Origin of the sequence: Planobacterium oryzisoli (genome assembly GCF_015354315.1) — a bacterium.
GTDB lineage: Bacteria > Bacteroidota > Bacteroidia > Flavobacteriales > Weeksellaceae > Planobacterium_A > Planobacterium_A oryzisoli.
In genome coordinates this window covers 151,327-165,867 of record NZ_JADKYY010000004.1, presented here as the reverse complement: position 1 = coordinate 165,867, position 14,541 = coordinate 151,327, and the positions used below count along the sequence as shown (strand labels likewise).

11 protein-coding genes are annotated in these 14,541 nt (G+C 46.5%); 5 read left to right on the top strand and 6 right to left on the bottom strand.

What is annotated here, in order from left to right; genetic code table 11:
- The first annotated feature begins 2 nt into the window (after positions 1 to 2).
- From IC612_RS04685 to ric, 5 genes are all read left to right on the top strand, one after another.
- The gene (locus tag IC612_RS04685; protein WP_228512874.1) at positions 3 to 4,766 is read left to right on the top strand and encodes a translocation/assembly module TamB domain-containing protein; all 4,764 of its coding nucleotides are present in this window, start codon (positions 3 to 5) and stop codon (positions 4,764 to 4,766) included.
- A 129-nt stretch (positions 4,767 to 4,895) separates the two neighbouring features.
- On the top strand, positions 4,896 to 5,366 hold the full coding sequence (locus IC612_RS04680) for an Lrp/AsnC family transcriptional regulator (RefSeq protein ID WP_194739012.1): 471 nt from the start codon (positions 4,896 to 4,898) through the stop codon (positions 5,364 to 5,366).
- Positions 5,367 to 5,438: 72 nt separating this feature from the next.
- Positions 5,439 to 5,828 (top strand): hypothetical protein, encoded by a 390-nt coding sequence (locus IC612_RS04675; RefSeq protein WP_194739011.1) that lies wholly within the window; start codon positions 5,439 to 5,441, stop codon positions 5,826 to 5,828.
- Positions 5,825 to 6,262, top strand: coding sequence for an RrF2 family transcriptional regulator (locus tag IC612_RS04670; RefSeq protein WP_228512872.1), 438 nt, complete (start codon positions 5,825 to 5,827; stop codon positions 6,260 to 6,262). Before IC612_RS04675 ends, IC612_RS04670 begins: the two co-directional genes overlap by 4 nt.
- Before the next feature lie 83 nt (positions 6,263 to 6,345).
- Positions 6,346 to 7,062, top strand: a complete 717-nt coding sequence (ric, locus tag IC612_RS04665) for an iron-sulfur cluster repair di-iron protein (RefSeq protein ID WP_194739010.1) — start codon at positions 6,346 to 6,348, stop codon at positions 7,060 to 7,062.
- 126 nt (positions 7,063 to 7,188) lie between these two features.
- Here the strand turns inward: ric and IC612_RS04660 are convergent, their stop codons facing one another.
- The 6 genes from IC612_RS04660 to IC612_RS04635 all read right to left on the bottom strand — a co-directional run bounded on the left by IC612_RS04660 (position 7,189) and on the right by IC612_RS04635 (position 14,539).
- Entirely contained in the window at positions 7,189 to 8,139 is a 951-nt protein-coding gene (locus IC612_RS04660; protein ID WP_194739009.1) for a transketolase family protein, read from the bottom strand.
- An 18-nt stretch (positions 8,140 to 8,157) separates the two neighbouring features.
- Positions 8,158 to 9,009 (bottom strand): transketolase, encoded by an 852-nt coding sequence (locus IC612_RS04655; protein WP_194739008.1) that lies wholly within the window; start codon positions 9,007 to 9,009, stop codon positions 8,158 to 8,160.
- Between the two features lie 91 nt (positions 9,010 to 9,100).
- Positions 9,101 to 10,678, bottom strand: coding sequence for a sodium:solute symporter (locus IC612_RS04650; protein ID WP_194739007.1), 1,578 nt, complete (start codon positions 10,676 to 10,678; stop codon positions 9,101 to 9,103).
- A 100-nt stretch (positions 10,679 to 10,778) separates the two neighbouring features.
- On the bottom strand, positions 10,779 to 13,046 hold the full coding sequence (locus IC612_RS04645) for a cation:proton antiporter domain-containing protein (RefSeq protein WP_194739006.1): 2,268 nt from the start codon (positions 13,044 to 13,046) through the stop codon (positions 10,779 to 10,781).
- A gap of 103 nt (positions 13,047 to 13,149) precedes the next feature.
- The gene (locus tag IC612_RS04640) at positions 13,150 to 13,437 is read right to left on the bottom strand and encodes a GNAT family N-acetyltransferase (protein ID WP_194739005.1); all 288 of its coding nucleotides are present in this window, start codon (positions 13,435 to 13,437) and stop codon (positions 13,150 to 13,152) included.
- A gap of 52 nt (positions 13,438 to 13,489) precedes the next feature.
- Positions 13,490 to 14,539 carry an LLM class flavin-dependent oxidoreductase gene (locus tag IC612_RS04635; RefSeq protein WP_228512870.1) on the bottom strand — a complete coding sequence of 350 codons (1,050 nt, stop codon included), beginning with the start codon at positions 14,537 to 14,539 and terminating at the stop codon, positions 13,490 to 13,492.
- Positions 14,540 to 14,541 lie beyond the last annotated feature (2 nt).

Here is a 14,541-nt window from a genome sequence, read left to right as displayed (position 1 = left end):
GAATGGCAAATTTAGATAATAATTACGAGAACGAAAATTCAAAGGAGCAAAACGAGTCCATCCCTAAAAAGGTGGGAAAGGCTGTAGAAGAAGCCAAAGAGCTCGCTAAGGATGCCATCGAAAACCCAGTTGAGGTTGCCGGGGAATTCGCCCAACAAGCTGGCAAGGACGTGACCAGTGTAAAATGGTGGATGAAACTCATCCTCTATGTATTCTGGATTGGCCTATCGCTGATTATCGCCATATTAATTGCCATTAATCTTAACGTAACCAAACAATGGGCTGCGCGAAAGGCTTTGGAGGTGTTAAATCAGGATTTTAAAGCCAAGATGACTACCCAGAGCATCCATGTGGACTACTTTGGCGATGTGACCGTCAAAGGACTTACTATAAAGGACTACAAAGGCATGGACTTTATAAAAGCACGGGAGTTTCGTGCCAATTCCGACTGGCTCTCACTACTGACCAATGTAGGAAAAAATAATGCACTTAGTTTTAATTCCTTGCAGCTCACCAATGCCGATGTGAAGGTAATTACCTACGAAGGCGACAGTATCTCCAATTTTGTGCGCTATCTAGATAATTTCCAGACAGGCAAACCCTCGGATCCCAACCGCCCTCCATTTCAGCTTAACTCGCGGGTGGAACTTGTGGATTCAAAAGTCTCGATCATAAACCGTAATAAAGCTGGGGATGAAGGGCGTTGGCTCGTTGCTACTGGCGTAAATCTCCTGGCTCCTGCCGTTAAGGTCAACGGCTCCAATGTGAGCGCGCAGGTAAATAACCTTTCGTTTACCACCACGCGTTACGGAAAGACCCATTATGTAGATACATTCTCCACTGAGATAGCCATGACTAAGGACTACCTGTCCTTAAAGGATCTCACCTTCAATACCAGCCACTCCCTTTTGCAGGGTGATTTAAAATTCAATCTTAACAACGGTTCCTGGCAAGACTTCGCAGATAAGGTGCGACTTGAAATAAACCTTATGCCTGGAAGTCAGCTTAGCGGCTATGATCTGGGCTATTTCATGACCTCGTGGGACAATCCAAGCACCATTAGTTTATCTGGAGAACTCTCCGGACCTCTCAATAATTTTTATCTGGAGGATTTCGTCATGGGTAACCGCAACGTAAACATTGCCACATCCACTATGCGCCTTCGAAATCTCTTGAAGGGAAATTTCCTGATTGAAACTAATAATGTCTCCACAGACTTCACCTACAGGGACTTAAAAGCCATGTTGCCGAGCTTCATCGCTCTTAAGATGAAGAATTTCGCGGACGATTTTGGACGCCTACGTTATACCGGAGCGCTACGGGTAACACCCCAGCAGATATACGTTCCACGGGCTCGTCTACTCACCGGGGTAGGTCAGGCACGCCTTCAAAATTTCTTTTTGGAAAATTACAGTTCTCCATCGCCCAAGTACCGTGGGTTTGCAGAAGTTAACGATCTGAATGCTGCAGTGATAACCAAGATGCCGCAGGTAGGACTTATTTCTGGCCGCATCAATTTCCAGGGACAGAGTTTTGATGTCAATCAAATGGTTATAAGGACCAAAGCCAGCATCGACCGGATCCAGATCCTAGGCCGTACCCTTACCAATCTGCAACTCGACGGACTGCTTAACAAAAAAACCTACGACGGTCTTATCCGAATCAGCGATCCTCAGGCTATGGCCCGGGTTGAAGGTCTGATAGACTTTAGAACGTCCGTGATCAAGGCAGACATCAATGCCGCCATTGAGCGGCTTAATCTGAGCTTTTTTACCGGCGCTTCTTCGCCACAAATTATCAGTGGAAACATAGACGGAAAAATATCCATGTCCAGCCTGAACGATCTACAACTTAACGCCGATGTAAGCGCACTTCGTTTCATGGCTTCAGGCAGTGACTACCAGATTCCCTCCGCAAACGTGAAGATTTATACCCAGGGGGGCGTACGTGTTGCAGAGGTGGATGCCCCAGGAGCTCTGCGCGGTAGAATTGCCGGTAATTACCGTCTTGGTGATTTGGCAGGTATGGTACAGAACGGTCTGGGCCGCATCCTTGTGGGACCAGCACCCCGGACCCTCTACAGAGGCCAAAGCTTTAATATGGAGTTTAGTGTGGAGCAAGGTCTGGCTAATTTTTTCTTACCCGATCTGAAGATACCCCAGGGCGCTCGCGTCTCAGGCTCGTACGAAGGCACCAGCAACAATCTGGTTTTAAATGTCGAAGCCGCTCAACTGGTATACCGCATGAAAAACAAGAAGCAGTATACCCAAGCAGAACAAGTGCTTTCCGATTTAGGAAGAGAGTACTCAATGGAAGACGTGTTTCAGCCGGATGAAAATGTCCTTGTGGACAATGTCGTGGTCCGGATCAATACAGCGGAACTCGACGAGCAAATCTTTGCACGTGTGGACCGTATACAACTTAACGAGCAAGTGGTAAGGGATTTGGTCCTTACCGGTAGAAATGAAAACAACCAACGCCTACATCTCTCTACCAATTTCCTTCATGGAACCAGGGAACAGGAGATTGCCCAGGAACTCAAATCCTATGCCATCAACCTGAATCAGACTACGAATTCCCGTGGAGACTACGTAGTACAATTTGAGCCAACCGAGATTAAAATCGGATCGGTAGCCTGGAGGGTGGATACTTCCCCAGAACTTGGCCATTCCATCACCTACCGTAAAGGCGAGAAAGACTTCTTTATCGAGAACCTGCGCCTCTATTCGGACGAGAGTTCGGTACTGCTTAAGCAAGCTACTTTCAAATCCGCAAAGGACTTCTTTGCTGAGGGCAGTGTACAAAATCTCCAGATTGCCAAACTTTTGGAAATGCAAACAGGAGGCAACAGCATGGATATCCAAGGAGTTGCTAATGGAGAGTTTGCTATACGTATGAACCAAAGCAATCTGGAACCGCTCATTGATCTTTCCATAGCAGGGATTACAATGAACGGCGAAGATATGGGCACAGTGATTCTTGAGGCCTCAAAGAGTGGCCGCGCCAACGTTTTTGACGTCAATGCGCGTGTGGAGTCTGCGGGAATCCTGGGAGGTAACAGTCTGCTTGTCCAGGGTACGGTCGATAACAATACTCCTACCCCTACCCTGGACATCCAGGCCGATATGAAAGATTTTGACCTGGCCTTCACACAAGAATTTGTAAAAGGGGTTTTTGGCAACATGCGTGGAAAAGCCAACGGCATACTCTCCATTTCCGGACCACTGAACAATATTGACTACAGCGGAGACATTGCACTGAGCGATTTTGGGATGCGGCTTAATTTCACGGGGGTAGACTACGAATTTGAAGATACCGTAATACCACTTTCCCGCGGCCTTGCCGTGCTCAACGAAGTACGCCTAAAAGACGGCCGCAGTAATTCTGGAGGCACCATCTCGGGGGTAATCCAGTTTGAGACGCTCGCTTCCATGGCAGTCAACCTCATCATGCGTGCCGACAACCTAATGGTACTCAATACGCAGCAAAAAGACTATGATCTGTTCTGGGGGCGGGTATACGGACAGGGTAACCTCTACGTTTCGGGACCGGTTTCAGGTCTTAGTATCGCAACCGATTTAAACGAACCTTTCCGCGCCCTTAACAACAGTGTCTTTACCTTCAATGCGGGCTCGACCTCGGGAGTGGATGAATTTAAAATGCTTAGGTTCCTAAAAGAAAACCAATCCGGTGAAATCGTCATTGAAGAACGGCCTGAGCGGGGTACCGGTATGGCATTGGATTTTAACATCGCAGTGGACAAAGGTACCACCGTAAACGTGATGCTCCCTGAGGATGTGGGTAGTATCACCGTGCGCGGGGCGGCCAATCCGCTACGCTTTAGAATGTTCCCCAACGGTAACATTACTATGAACGGCAGCTATATCGTTGATAATGGAACCTTCGTGTCACGAGCTATACTGGAACGCACCTTTCAGATAACCCGCGGCAGTAGCATGCGCTGGGACGGGGATGCTATGACACCTGCTCTGGACATCACCGCCAACTACATGCGCGCGGTGACTAATGCTGGTCAGTATCTGGGCGTAAGCACGCTCCCTCCGATCAATGTCCTTTTGGCCGTCAATATTACCGGTACGCTAAATGATCCTGAAATTGCCTTAGGACTAAGCGCGCCCGATTTGTCTTCCCAGTTGAAAGAAACTCTGTCCGGCAAGATGATGAATGAGGATGAGAAAGTAATCCAGTTCGGATCGGTTCTGGTGATGAACTCATTCAATGTAGCAAACAGCGGAGGATTTGATCTAGACGTAGGTAGCACGTTGGAGAGTTCCGGATACAATATTCTTTTCAAACAGCTGGGTTCGGTCTTTAATACGATAAGTAATGAGGTACAAGTCGATCTGAACTTTCTTAAGGGCGATCAGGCATCCAATACGGGAGACCGCGCGAACGCAAGCGTGAGCTTTGCGCTCTCGCCAAGAGTGACGGTGAAAACAGGTCTTGGTGTGCCGCTTTCCAGGGGTAGCGAAGGAACATCTTACAATTACCTCTCAGGTGAAGGAATCATTGAGTACGATTGGAGCAAAAAGAACGACGGTACCCGTCTTTTCAGAGCCTACAGTAAACCTTCAAACATTGGTCTTGTGGCCGGAAATGCCAATACCAGCGCGAACCAGTCCTACGGAGTGGGTGTTGTTTACAGTAAGAGTTTCAATACCATTTTCAAAAGAAAGAAGAAAAAACCAAAGGCGGACTCTACGGCTATAAAAATTGATTCCGCAAAAATTGATACAGTTAAATAGATAATTTATGACAATTATCACCTCGTCTGTTAAAACCTGTTAATATAACATCAGGATTTTTCATTATCAGTTTTTTTTGTAAATTTGCAAAAAAAACAAGTAAACCTTATTAATACAACAATCAAGATAATGAACTACCAACTAGACGAAATAGACAAGAAAATTCTGGACTTCCTTGTGGAGAATACCAGAATGCCTTTCACTGAGATTGCCAAGCAAATGGATGTTTCCGCAGGAACCATTCACGTTCGGGTAAAGAAAATGGAGGATGCGGGAATTATCCTGGGATCTTCCCTTACCATCGACTACGGCAAACTGGATTACCATTTTACCGCATTCATAGGAATTCTTCTCACCAAGAGCAACCGTACCCAGGACGTGTTAAAGGAACTGGCTGAGATTCCAAACGTAATTGAAGCGTCGGTAATTTCCGGCAAATACAATATCTTCTGTAAAGTGCGCGCCAAGAATACCGAAGATGCCAAACGCATCATTTACCAGATTGACGATATCCAGGACGTAATGCGTACTGAAAGTATGATTTCAATGGAGGAATATCTCTCGGACAAGAACCGACTAATCAAGGCGATTTCTATATAATCTGCCCTGTACGATACCAAGCGAGCACAGAACTTATGAGGGAATCTCATAAGTTTTGTGTATTTTTACACCATGGAAACTAACTACTTCAGAGGGGAATCTCCGGACAAAGGCTGGGGGTTTATTCTTGCCCTGGCAGCAATGCTTCTCTTTGCTGTAATGGGCGTAGGCGTCGATGCAGACGAACTTCTTCAGAGCAAGGAAAACCACATAGACATTCCGGGCTGGTATTTTTATCTAATCTTTGGAGTGGATCTACTGATCATACTTTCCATTGTCCTTATTTACCTCTACCGCAAGTCGGGAGTGCTACTGTTCCCTCTAGGTACTGCCCTGCATTTTTATTTCCATTTGTATTATCTCGACACGTTCCTCTACTCAGACGTCACATCGCTGTTTCTCTTTGTGGGTATCGGACTTTTAGTCATCCTTCCCAAATGGCAGTTTTTTAAAGGATTATGATGTTCTCCAAGGCGTGTGAATACGCAATCAAGTCTTCTGTCTACATTGGACAGCGTAGCCTGGCTCTGCAAAAAGTCAATGTTGGTGAGATTTCCCGGGCCGTCAGTGCTCCCGAGGCCTTCACGGCAAAGATCCTCCAACAACTCTGTAAGGCAGGAATCCTCGAGTCGGTCCGTGGAAAACAGGGTGGTTTTTATTTTCTCGAAGAAAAGCTGCACCATTTCAAGATCTATGATATCATCCGCGTAATAGACGGCGAAGGCATATTTTCGCGCTGTGGTTTAGGTCTTAGGGAATGTTCCAATAGCAACCCTTGCCCCGTGCATCAGGACTACAAGAGCGTTAGGGAAAACCTGTTTGCGATGGCGCAGAAATTTTCACTCTACGATCTGGCGCAAAAAACCGAACAGGGACTCTTCCGGCTAAAGGTGTAGTTTTTTTTATTTTTAATTCGGATAAATTTGTCTTATTTAAAACTTTGCGTATCTTTGCTAAGTAAAATAAAAGAAAAACAACAATGACACTTGACCAAACCATCGGAGAAATTGTAGCACAAGACTATAAGGCTGCTGCAGTATTTAAAAAATACGGTATCGACTTTTGCTGTAAAGGCAACCGCTCTATTGAAGAGGCGTGCGAAGGAAAGAAAATTTCCCCTTCCCACGTGTATCAAGACCTGGAAAAATTAAATCAGGTGCAGGGTGAAAACACCGACTACCAAAGCTGGCCCTTGGACCTACTCGCTCAGTATGTGGTAAGTATGCACCATAATTACGTACGTGAGAAAACCCCAGTCCTGCTTCAGTTCCTCAATAAAATCTGTAAGGTGCACGGAGCAAGACACCCTGAGCTATTTGAGGTATACGAGCTATTTGAAGAGTCCGCAAGGGATCTAGGAGAACACCTGGAAAAAGAAGAACAGATTCTTTTCCCATTCATCAAGACCTTAACAGAGGCTGAGCGCTCTGGAGCACCACTAGAGCAGGTACACTTCGGATCGGTTGAAAATCCCGTGGAGATGATGAAGCACGAGCACGCAGTCGAGGGAGAACGTTTTGCAAAGATTGCAGAGCTTACGAGCAATTACCAGTTCCCATCGGATGCATGCAGCACCTATCAGGTAGCATTCAAAATGCTCGAAGATTTTGAAAACGACCTGCATAAGCATATCCACCTAGAAAACAACATCCTCTTCCCAGGCGCCATCGCTTTGGAAGCCAAACTAAGAAACTAAATTCACTTCCATATTGTTTATTTCCTTAAAGGCCCTACGAACAGGGCCTTTTCCATTTCTCCCCTTCAACAAAAAAAGTGGCAGACCAAAGGGCCTACCACTTTATTGTTATAAGTTAAGCGCATGCTACATCCGTGCCATGACTCTTTTAACGGCCTGTTTCACGGCCTGAGAATCAATTCCGTACTTTTTCATTAGTTCTGCAGGCGTTGCCGACTCTCCAAACGTATCGTTGACCGCCACAAACTCCTGAGGCGTTGGCCTTCTGCGCGCCAGCATTCCGGCAATGCTTTCTCCCAGACCACCCAGATAGTTGTGCTCTTCACAACTCACGAGGCGATTTGTCTTCTCCACACTCTTTAAGATGATCTCCTCATCCAAAGGCTTAATGGTATGAATGTTTATCACCTCACAAGAAACACCTTCTTTCTCAAGTTCCTCGGCAGCTACCAGGGCTTCCCAAACCAAATGGCCGGTAGCCACAATGGTTACATCCGTTCCTTCCTGAAGAAGGATTCCTTTGCCTATTTCAAATTTCGTATCCTCAGGTAAAAACACCGGCACTGCAGGTCTTCCAAAGCGAAGATATACCGGACCCTGGTACTCGGCTATAGCAATAGTTGCAGCCTTGGTCTGGTTGTAATCGCAAGGATTAATAACCACCATTCCGGGAAGCATCTTCATCATTCCGATATCTTCCAACACCTGGTGGGTAGCACCGTCTTCCCCTAGGGTAAGACCCGCGTGGGAAGCACAAATTTTTACATTTTTTCCCGAGTATGCTATGGACTGACGGATTTGATCGTAAACTCTACTGGTAGAAAAGTTCGCGAATGTACCGGTAAAAGGAATCTTCCCGTTAATGGAAAGACCAGCCGCCACGCCCATCATGTTGGCCTCGGCAATCCCTACCTGATAGAACCGCTCGGGTGCGAGTTCAATGAACTTCTCCATTTTTAGTGACCCAATAAGGTCGGCACAAAGGGCCACTACATTGGGATTGGACTCAGCCAAATGCGCAAGTCCTGCTCCAAATCCACTGCGCGTATCTTTTTTCTCTGTGTAAGTATATTTCATTGTTTCTTTCGCTTAAGGTTAGTAGTCGCTTGGAGCCTCCAAATAAAGTTGTTTTAAACCAGATTCCAACTGCTCGTCGCTCGGTGCCTTACCATGCCATGCATGGGTACCCATCATATAATCCACGCCCTGACCCATCTCCGTGTGTAGGATCACCACTACAGGCTTACCCTGTCCTGTCATGCTCTTTGCCTTCTCCAAAATGGCTACCACTGCTTCAAGGTCGTTTCCGTTTTTCTCTTCCAAGACCTCCCATCCAAACGCATCGAGCTTGGCGTGCAGGTTCCCCAGACTCATTACATCGTCCACGTCTCCGTCGATCTGTCGGTTGTTGTAATCTATAGTGGAAATGAGATTGTCGATTTTATGGTGCGCTGCAAACATCAGAGCTTCCCAAATCTGCCCTTCCTGAAGCTCTCCATCACCGTGAAGGGAATAAACCAAAGACCCATCCCCATCGAGTTTCTTACCTAGCGCTGCTCCTGCAGCTACGGAAAGACCCTGACCAAGAGATCCGGAGGCAATCCGCACTCCGGGAAGTCCTTCGTGGGTGGTAGGATGCCCCTGCAGTCTGGAATCCAGTTTCCTAAAAGTACGGAGTTCATCCACTGGGAAGAAGCCAAACCGCGCGAGGGTAGAATAAAATACCGGCGAGATATGACCGTTGGATAAAAAGAACAGATCCTCTCCTTTCCCTTCCATGGAAAAAGGCAGATTGTAGTTCATAACCTTCCCATAGAGGGCGGTGAAGAATTCGGTACAGCCAAGACTTCCTCCTGGATGTCCGGAATTAACCGCATGGACCATTCTAAGAATGTCCCTTCGGATCTGTGTAGTAAGTGTTTTGAGCTCCTGAATACTTTTACTCATTATAGTGGTTTTACGTTGCTTGCGAATTTACAATTTTTTAGTGGTTCCATAAAAAACGTCCGAGGCTTTTTGGGCCGCGGACGAAAGTGTTCTATCTCGTATAAAGGGGCGCTGATTTATCCCTTATAAGCCAAAGGCCCAGGAACGTTATCAGACCGTTGATGAGAATAAGTTCGACCCCTATCTGATAACTGCTGACAGAGGAAACCCAGGTATTAAACAAATAGGTGAGCACTGGGGCTATGAGAGTGACAGCCAGTATGGCGCCTTTTCTTACGATCTGCTGACGGGTTAGGATACCAAAGGCGAACAGTCCTAGCAGCGGGCCGTAGGTGTATCCGGCCACCTCCATGATCAGATAGACAATCGACTTGTCGTTAATAGCTTTAAAAACCATGATCAGAATAAAAAATACTACGGTAAAGATCAGATGCACCTTCATACGCGCTGCCTTCTTTTGTTTTTCGGTCCGGGTGGTATCCTCGTTGAGTCTAAGAAGGTCCACACAGTACGAACTGGTCACAGCGGTCAGTGCACCGTCGGCAGAAGGAAACAGTGCCGAGATAAGTCCAATAAGGAAAATAATGGAAATCCCCAGAGGAAGGTACCCTTGAAGCGAAAGCGCAGGGAAGAGATCATCCCCCATAATGTTGGTAATGGTACCCTCGGTGCCTACAAAGCCAAACGCATTGGTTATGGTTTGTTTTCCTTCGATCACTTGTACTAAATGACCGTATACTGCCCCGTTCTCCATAGCGAACAAATAGAGCAGTCCTCCCAGAAAAAGAAAGGCAAAATTCACTAGCAGGAGCGTTGCGGCAAAGGTGAGCATGTTTTTCATGGAATTCCGAAGATTATCCACCGAAATATTCTTTTGCATCATCTCTTGATCAAGCCCCGTCATGGCAATAGTAATAAACATACCCCCCAGTACCGTCTTTAAGAAGAAGGTCTTGGAATTGTAGTCGGTATTAATTAGGTGGGTATACTGTTTTTCCGAAAGTACCGCATAGGCCTCACTCATAGAAAGGTCCAGACTGGAAAGAATGAATACAATACAGGCCACCAGCGAAAGGATCATAAAGGAGGTTTGCAGGGTATCGGTAATGACTATGGTTTTTACCCCACCCTCAAAGGTATAGAGAAGAACCATGAGAAGAATCACCCCCGCCGTCACAAAGAAGGGTACTCCCAGACTCTCTAACAAAAAGATTTGCAGGACGTTTACTACCAGATAGAGTCTTGCCGTAGCACCTATAGAGCGTGAGATGATAAAAAACACCGAACCAATCTTATGCGCTTCGACATTGAACCTGCGCCCAAGGTAGGTATAGATGGAAGTCAGGTTCATGCGGTAGTAAAGCGGAAGCAGCACGAAGGCAACAATAAAGTACCCGAGGAAAAAACCCACCACCATCATATAATACTCAAATCCACCAAAGGGATTCTCACCCGCAGTCATCTTACCTACCGTACCGGGGACCGAAATGAACGTGACCCCACTTAAGGAGGTACCGATCATACCAAAGGCTACGAGCCACCATTTGCTTTTCTTGTTCCCAATAAAGAACGATTGGTTGTCAGAATTTCGGGACGTAAAGTAGGCTATGACCAGCAGTCCAATGAAATAAACAAATACAAACAGGAGCAGAATGGTCGCTGAATTCATTTAACAAAAATTTAATTTCGCAAATATAGTTTTTTCAGACCAATAGCTTCCGGTCGCTTTCTTGAGAAAACAACATTCTTCTACAGCCCCTCGCAAAAGGCTAGTGCACTCCCCTACCGCTGGAGAGTATAAACTCCCGGAGTTTCTTGATGTTGCCCACCATCCAGAGAATATCTCCTGAGCGAAGCACAACGGAAGATTCGGGATTAAGAATACGTTCTCCCTCTCGTTCTATTCCTACCACCTGACTAAGTAGTTCTTCTCTAATTTTACTCTCTCGGATGCTTTTTCCGATGTATTTACAATCCCCATCGATAAGGATCTTTTTAAGGGCAATATCGTCTACATCAAACTCCACAATCTCTTCCTCGCGCTCATCAAAGACGGATTTAAAATTCTGAAACTGCTCGTCGGTTCCTAATATGCCGACCTTGTCGTACGGAAGCAAACGGTTACTGCGCCCGGGAAGAGAAATGAGGTTTTCTCCCCGTTTAATGTATACTACATTGATACCATAGGTTTCTTTCCAGCGAAGCTCCATAAGGGGCACACCGACATACTTTGCCAAGGGGTCGACTTCCATCACCGCAATATGGGCGTCCCAGGCTTTGAGTTTCTCCTTGAATTCTTGATTTTTGACCCCAATATCCACCGCCGTTTTGTTGTCCTGGTAAAAGGCAGTCTCTCGCTCATGGAAATTGGAAAGAAACTGCGCCTCAATCCGTTGGTATACCGCCTGAATCTTCTTAGAGAAAATCCATAACAGAAGTACTACCAATGGAAGGGCAAAGAGTATGGCGTATTTGGTAGAAGTGATCTGGTCTATAAACAGTCCTATAAGGAATGTCCCTAACAGGAAACGCACGATATTCAAGGCTACGATTACTGTCTCGCTTAGCGAAGTGTTTTCTGCTGATTTAGGCTGCTTGGTAAGAATAGCCCATAGAAAGGGCGCCGAAACCACTGTAGCAAGTAGGATGACCACAGCGTTTCGGTAGAGTGTATTTTCGATGGCACCACTAATAAGGGGCGTAATAAAGAAATTAAAAAGCAGGATAATTGCTATTAGCACTATGGTATTTACCACAAGGATGCGCAAATATTCCTTGGTAACATGCTGCCATCTGGGATTGGCGCTTATTTTATCGGTTTCCAGAGAGTAGTTATCGATGCGTTGCACAAAGCGCTCGGGCAGATTTCTTCGTAGCCATTCGTAGAAAGGATCGGCCAGACGTATCATATACGGCGTAGTAAAGGTGGTGATGGCCGAAACCCCGACCGCTACCGGAAATAAAAACTCGGAGATTACCCCCAAGGAAAGCCCCAGAGTCGCCACAATGAAAGCAAATTCTCCAATCTGAGCCATACTCATTCCCACCTGGATGGACTGTTTTAGAGGTTGGCCTGCGATGGCGGCACCCAGGGCGCTGAAAAAGAACTTACCGAAAAGGGTAAGGGCTGTTATGGCAAGGATGGGACCGGCATATTCCACCATCGCCGAGGGATCTATCATCATTCCTACCGACACAAAAAACACAGTGCCAAAGAGCTGTTTCAGGGGTTTGGTCACGTGCTCCACTTTTTCGGCCATCGTTGTCTCGGCAATGATCGAACCCATCACAAAGGCACCTAGTTCGGCAGAGAACCCCACCTGCGTTGCCAGAATTACCATTCCGAAACAGAGTCCTACCGCAAAAATTAGAGTGGTTTCTTCATCGAAAAGCTTGCGGGTTCTTTTTAAAAAGCTTGGAAGCAAATAGATTCCTACCAAAAACCAGAGGATAAGAAAGAAGGCAAGCTTCAGTACTGTGAAGAGAATCTCAGAGCCTTCTATCTGTTGGGTCACTGCAATGGTGGAAAGAAGTACCATTAAGAGGATGACAATAATGTCTTCCACTATGAGCACTCCGAAAACAATCTGGGCAAACTGCCTGGTTTTCATATTGAGCTCATCGAATGCTTTAAGGATGATGGTGGTGGAAGAACTGGCCAGCATACCTCCTAAGAACAAGCTGTCCATTTTATTCCACCCCAAAAGGTAGCCTGTAAGATACCCCCCTAGACCAATGAAAATAATCTCCACTACTGCGGTAATGGACGCGGAACCTCCTACCGTCATGAGTTTCTTGAAGGAAAACTCCAGTCCCAGACTAAAGAGCAGCATAATCACACCGATCTCCGCTAGTGTATCGATATTCTTTTCGTCCACTACGGTGGGAACCATTTGAAAATGGGGACCAACCAAAAACCCTGCTATGATATAACCAAGTACCAGCGGCTGCTTGATACGTCGAAAAAGCAGCGTTACAAAAGCCCCCACAATAAGAATAAGGGCAAGGTCGGTAATGAGTGCCGGAAGATGTGCCATAGAACGTAGGTTTTGATTTTTGCTGGAAACGTAGACTTAAAAAGACCGTTTCTTCAAAATTACGGTTATTTTTTTGCAAATCAAATCCTACATGGTACCGTCTTTACTCCACCAGCAGATCCTTCCATTGCTCATGACGAGCCATAGTCTTGGCCGCATAAGGGCAAAGAGCCCTAACTTTAAGTCCCTGCGACTTGGCAAAGTTAGAAGCAGCCTCTACCAGCTCCTTGGCATATCCGTTTCCAGAATGACTGGAATCCACTTCGGTGTGGTCAATAATAGCCACTCCTTCTTGGTCCTTACGGTAGGTGATCTCTCCAATTTTCTCTCCTTCGAGTAGCAGATGGAACGCGCCGCTATTTTCGTTTTGCTTGTGACTAATTTCTTTCATAGGGTTTTATTTTGTGAAAAGTAAATTTACGATATTCTCTACGATAGAGGGATTACCCTAGTTTTGCAATAGCTTCGCGTACGCGTGGTACCACCTCCGTGGCGTAGAGTTCAATGGAGCGCATGGTGAGTTCATGTGGAACAAATCCTAAAGAGGCCTGTGCCAGATAACGGGTAAATCCAAACAGACGGTACTCCTCTACAATGCGCTTTACCACAGTGTCTACGCTTCCCACAATAAGCGCTCCCCCCGGCGCGCGCATATAGTCGTACTGTTGACGGGTCATTGGCATCCATCCCCTGTCCTTTCCTACACGGTCCATCATCTGGGCGTAATAGGGAAAGAAGGCATCAGAAATCTGCTGGTCACTTTCTCCTATAAACACATGGTTATTTATTCCCACCTGAATTTGGTCCTGCGGTAAACCTTCCGCCAAGGCGTGCTTTCTGTAATGTGCTATGAAAGGAACAAAATTATCAGCGCGTCCTCCAATGATGGCAAGCATCAAGGGAAGCCGGTGGCGCGCGGCGCGCACCGCCGAATCGGGACTGCCCCCTGCTGCGATCCACACGGGAAGCGCACCTTTCACGGCTCTAGGAAAAACGCCCTGACCTTGCAGCGAAGCTCTGGTGGTTCCTTTCCAGGTAGCAAACGGCTCACTATTTATCTTAAGCAGTAGATCCAGTTTTTCCTCGAAAAGTGTATGGTATTTTTCAATTGGATAGCCAAAAAGAGGGAAGCTCTCGGTAAAGGAGCCCCTACCGGCCATTATCTCCGCCCTTCCGCCAGATAAAAGATCCACCGTGGCAAACTGCTGATAGAGTCTCACGGGATCTTCACTGGAAAGTACGCTTACCGCACTGGTGAGCTTGATGTTTTTGGTCAGCACTGCGGCGGCGGCAAGCACCGTAGCGGGGGAAGATACGGCATAGTCGTCCCTGTGGTGTTCGCCTACACCAAAAACATCCACACCCAAGCGATCGGCAAGAGTAATCTCTTCCATCAAGTCGACGAGCCGCTTCTGAGCATTTAGGCCTTTGGAAAGGTCGCTCTCAGGTGCCATATCGGCAAAGGTCATAAGACCAAATTCTATTGTATTCATTT

Coding starts and splice junctions, on each gene's coding strand:
- IC612_RS04685 (WP_228512874.1), top strand. CDS start 3: ATGGCAAATTTAGATAATAATTACGAGAACGAAAATTCAAAGGAGCAA.
- IC612_RS04680 (WP_194739012.1), top strand. CDS start 4,896: ATGAACTACCAACTAGACGAAATAGACAAGAAAATTCTGGACTTCCTT.
- IC612_RS04675 (WP_194739011.1), top strand. CDS start 5,439: ATGGAAACTAACTACTTCAGAGGGGAATCTCCGGACAAAGGCTGGGGG.
- IC612_RS04670 (WP_228512872.1), top strand. CDS start 5,825: ATGATGTTCTCCAAGGCGTGTGAATACGCAATCAAGTCTTCTGTCTAC.
- ric (WP_194739010.1), top strand. CDS start 6,346: ATGACACTTGACCAAACCATCGGAGAAATTGTAGCACAAGACTATAAG.
- IC612_RS04660 (WP_194739009.1), bottom strand. CDS start 8,139: ATGAAATATACTTACACAGAGAAAAAAGATACGCGCAGTGGATTTGGA.
- IC612_RS04655 (WP_194739008.1), bottom strand. CDS start 9,009: ATGAGTAAAAGTATTCAGGAGCTCAAAACACTTACTACACAGATCCGA.
- IC612_RS04650 (WP_194739007.1), bottom strand. CDS start 10,678: ATGAATTCAGCGACCATTCTGCTCCTGTTTGTATTTGTTTATTTCATT.
- IC612_RS04645 (WP_194739006.1), bottom strand. CDS start 13,046: ATGGCACATCTTCCGGCACTCATTACCGACCTTGCCCTTATTCTTATT.
- IC612_RS04640 (WP_194739005.1), bottom strand. CDS start 13,437: ATGAAAGAAATTAGTCACAAGCAAAACGAAAATAGCGGCGCGTTCCAT.
- IC612_RS04635 (WP_228512870.1), bottom strand. CDS start 14,539: ATGAATACAATAGAATTTGGTCTTATGACCTTTGCCGATATGGCACCT.